The 3,550-nt window shown below is 73.4% G+C and carries 4 protein-coding genes; all 4 read right to left on the reverse strand.

The window, feature by feature from the left end; translation table 11 throughout:
• Positions 1-682 (reverse strand): LLM class flavin-dependent oxidoreductase (locus AC51EU_RS28600; RefSeq protein ID WP_496269988.1); only part of this gene is annotated, 682 nt, incomplete at its 3' end.
• A gap of 37 nt (positions 683-719) precedes the next feature.
• Positions 720-1,706: an ABC transporter substrate-binding protein gene (locus tag AC51EU_RS28605; RefSeq protein ID WP_496269989.1), complete on the reverse strand. Its 987-nt coding sequence runs from the start codon at positions 1,704-1,706 to the stop codon at positions 720-722.
• A gap of 5 nt (positions 1,707-1,711) precedes the next feature.
• On the reverse strand, positions 1,712-2,515 hold the full coding sequence (locus AC51EU_RS28610; protein ID WP_496269990.1) for an amino acid ABC transporter ATP-binding protein: 804 nt from the start codon (positions 2,513-2,515) through the stop codon (positions 1,712-1,714).
• Positions 2,512-3,411, reverse strand: a complete 900-nt coding sequence (locus AC51EU_RS28615) for an amino acid ABC transporter permease (RefSeq protein ID WP_496269991.1) — start codon at positions 3,409-3,411, stop codon at positions 2,512-2,514. The genes AC51EU_RS28610 and AC51EU_RS28615 overlap by 4 nt, the downstream gene beginning before the upstream one ends.
• Between the last annotated feature and the right edge of the window lie 139 nt (positions 3,412-3,550).

Here is a 3,550-nt window from a genome sequence, read left to right on the forward strand (position 1 = left end):
CGATGTCGGCCCGGGCGGCGGCGGTCTCCCGCAGCGCGGCGTCCCCGGCCGCGTCGCCGGTGCCGTCCGCGGTGTCGACGACGGTGACGGGGTGGCCCTGCGGGGGCCGGGGGACGATGGAGGGGCCGCGGACGGTGAAGGCGGTGCCGGTGAAGTCGACGTAGTGGAGCTTGTCGCGGTCGATGAAGCGGCCGGTGGCCCGGTCGCGGATCTCGGCGTCGTCCTCCCAGCTGTCCCACAGCCGTGCGGCGACATCGGCGACCTCTCCCGCCTCGCGCCACAGGTCGGCGGGGGCGGCCGCCTCCCGCCGCCCGAACAGCGCGGCCTCGGCCGCGGTGGCCGAGACGCCCGGCTGCCAGCCGGCCCGGCCGCGGCTGACCCAGTCGAGGGTGGCGACGGCGGTGGAGAGGTGGAAGGGCTCGGTGTGGGTGGTGGTGACGGTGGGGACGAGGCCGATGTGTGCGGTGGCGGGCGCCACCCGGGCCAGGACGGCGAGCGCGTCGGGTCCGGGCCGGGCGAAGGAGTCGCCGAGGGTGACGAAGTCGAGGGCGCCGCGCTCGGTGAGCCGGGCCAGGCGCACCTGGTACCCGGCGTCGTAGCGGCGCGGGTCGGCGGCCCGTCCGTCCCCGGGCGGGGCGTCCAGGGCGGCGGCCAGGTGGAAGGGGCGTTGCGGTCGGGGCATGGGTTTTCCTCTCGTGCCCGCGGGGCGGGCGGCGGGCTCAGTCGGTCGTCGTCCGGGGCAGTCCGGGCGGGTTGATCCGGGAGGTCTTCAGCGCCTCGGCCTCCAGCCCCCAGCGCTTGAGGACCTTCGCGTAGCGGCCGTCGGCCATCACCGTGCGCAGCGCGGAGGCGTAGGCGCGGACCAGGCCGCTGCCCTTCCGGGTGGTGGCGGCGATCTCTCCGTCAAGGCCCGCGCCGCCGCCGGAGAAGGTCCCGGCGATCTCCGTCCGGCCACCGGTGTTCACGTGGTACGCCAGCGACGGGTTGGGGCCGAAGTAGCCGTCGATACGGCCCGATTCGAGGGCGAGATAGGTGTCGGAACTCTTCTGGTAGTACTTGATGTGCGCCGGGGGGCGGCCGGCCCTCTCGTTCTCCTTGCTCCAGTCGACGAGGATCTTCTCCTGGTTGGTGCCGGAGCCGACGGCGACGGTCTTCCCCGCGACGTCGCGGGCGCCGCGCACCTTCCAGCCGCTGCCCTTCTTCGTCTCCATCGCCAGCCGGTCGCTGCGGTAGGTGGCGAAGTCGTACTTGTCCTTGCGTTCCTCGGTGACGGTGACGTTGGAGAACACCGCGTCGAGCTTGCCGCTGTCGAGGCCGACGAAGAGGTTCTCCCAGGACAGCGGCTCGAAGCGGGGGCGCAGGCCGAGGGTGTCGGCGACCAGGGTGGCGAGGTCCTCCTCGACGCCGATGAGGGTGCGGTCGTCGGTGGCGTAGAAGCTCAGCGGCGGGCTGCCGGGGGCGTCGACGCCGATGCGCAGGACGCCGGTCCGGCGGACCCGTTCGGGCACCAGGGCGGCGCTCGCCGGGTCCTTGACGCCGCGGACGCGGTGCTGCTCGGGGCCGATGTTGATGTTCGGGCCGCGGCCGGTGCCCACGGTGTCCGCGCCCGCCGCTCCGCCGCCGCAGGCGGTGAGCAGGGCCGAGCCGGCGACGAGCGCGGCGGCGGGCAGAAGGACGCGGCGGCGGGCCATGGTGGTGCTCCTCATGGTGGTCACAGGACCTTGGAGAGAAAGGACTTGGTGCGCTCGTGGCGCGGGGTGCCGAGGACCTGGGCGGGCGGCCCCTGCTCGACGACGCGGCCGCCGTCCATGAAGACGACGGTGTCGGCGACCTCGCGGGCGAACCCGATCTCATGGGTGACGACGATCATGGTGGTGCCCCGGTGTGCGAGGTCCTTGATGACGTCGAGGACCTCCCCGACCAGCTCCGGGTCGAGCGCGGAGGTCGGCTCGTCGAAGAGGAGCAGCTTGGGTTCCAGGGCGAGGGCGCGGGCGATGGCGACGCGCTGCTGCTGGCCGCCGGAGAGCTGCCGGGGGTAGGCGTCCGCCTTGTCGGCGAGCCCGACGCGGGCCAGCAGCCGCTCGGCGGTCTCGTCCGCCTCGCGCCGGGGGCGGCGCAGTGCGGAGACCGGGGCCTCGGTGAGGTTCTCCCGCACCGTCAGATGCGGGAAGAGATGGAAGTTCTGGAAGACGAAGCCGATGCCGGTGCGCTGCTTGAGGATCTCGCGTTCGCGCAGCTCGTGGAGCTTGTTCCCGGAGCGGCGGTAGCCGACCAGCGCGCCGTCCACGCTGACCGAGCCGCTGTCGACCTTCTCCAGGTGGTTGATGGTGCGCAGCAGGGTGGACTTGCCGGAGCCGGACGGGCCGAGGACGACGGCGACCTCGCCGGCCCGCACCGTCAGGTCGATGCCCTTGAGGACGGCGAGCGGGCCGAAGCTCTTGTGGACCCCCCTGATGTCGACCATCGGCGGGCGCCCGTCGGCGGGTGCGGGGGGTGTGGCGGCCGTGGCGCTCATCGCGTGGCTCCCTTGGCGAAGTGGCGTTCGACGTAGTGCTGGAGGACGGAGAGCACGGTGGTCAGCAGGACGTACCAGGCGGTGGCGACCATCAGCAGGGGGACGACCCGGCCGTTCCGTCCGTAGATCACCTGGACCTGGTAGAAGAGTTCGCCGATCGCCATGACGGAGACGATCGAGGTGCCCTTGAAGAGGGAGATCACCTCGTTGGCGGCGTTCGGCAGGATCGAGCGCATCGCCTGCGGCAGCACGATGCGCCGCAGTTGCCGCGACCGGGGGATGCCCAGCGCGGCGGCGGCCGCCAGCTGGCCGGGGTCGACGGAGAGGACGCCGCTGCGCACGATCTCCGCGGCGTAGGCGGCCTGGTGCAGGGCGAGGCCGAGGACGGCCGCGCTCATCGCGCCCACCAGCCCCATGGTGTCGAAGGAGAAGAAGGCGGGCCCGAAGGGGATGCCGAAGTCCAGGCGCTTGTAGAGGTAGGCGAGGTTGAACCAGAACAGCAGCTGGACGATGAGCGGGACGGCCCGGAACGCCCAGATGTAGCCGAAGGCGACGGTGCGCAGGAACCGGCTCGCGGACAGCCGCATGAAGGCCAGCACCAGCCCGAGGGCGAAGCCGAGGGCGGTGCCGTAGGCGGTGAGCTGGACGGTGGTCCACACCGCCTTGAGCACGGTGGCCGTGGTGAAGAACCGCGCGAACACCTCCCATTCCCAGGCCGGGTTGGTGATCAGGCCGTGCGCGAACTGGGCGAGGACCACGGCGGTGACGGCGATCGCCGCCCACCGCCAGGGGTGGCGTACGGGGACGACCTCAAGGGCCGGCGGGTCGTCCGGCCGCGGCGGGCCGGGCGGTCGTGGGGCGGCCGCGTGGACGGGGGGATCACTGGTCAGGGGCATGGCGGTCCTCGGAGGGGGAGGCGGTGGGCGCGGCGGGGACGGTGACGGCGGGCGGACGGACCCCGGGGCGGGGCGCCGCGGCCGGTCCCCGGAGCAGGGTGAGCAGGGCCCGCGCGGTGGCGTCGTTCTGGCGGAAGGC

Source organism: Candidatus Streptomyces philanthi, from assembly GCF_059553635.1.

Excerpts from the sequence above, each read along its gene's own strand:
- AC51EU_RS28615 (WP_496269991.1), bottom strand. The coding sequence starts at position 3,411 with ATGCCCCTGACCAGTGATCCCCCCGTCCACGCGGCCGCCCCACGACCG.
- AC51EU_RS28610 (WP_496269990.1), bottom strand. The coding sequence starts at position 2,515 with ATGAGCGCCACGGCCGCCACACCCCCCGCACCCGCCGACGGGCGCCCG.
- AC51EU_RS28605 (WP_496269989.1), bottom strand. The coding sequence starts at position 1,706 with ATGAGGAGCACCACCATGGCCCGCCGCCGCGTCCTTCTGCCCGCCGCC.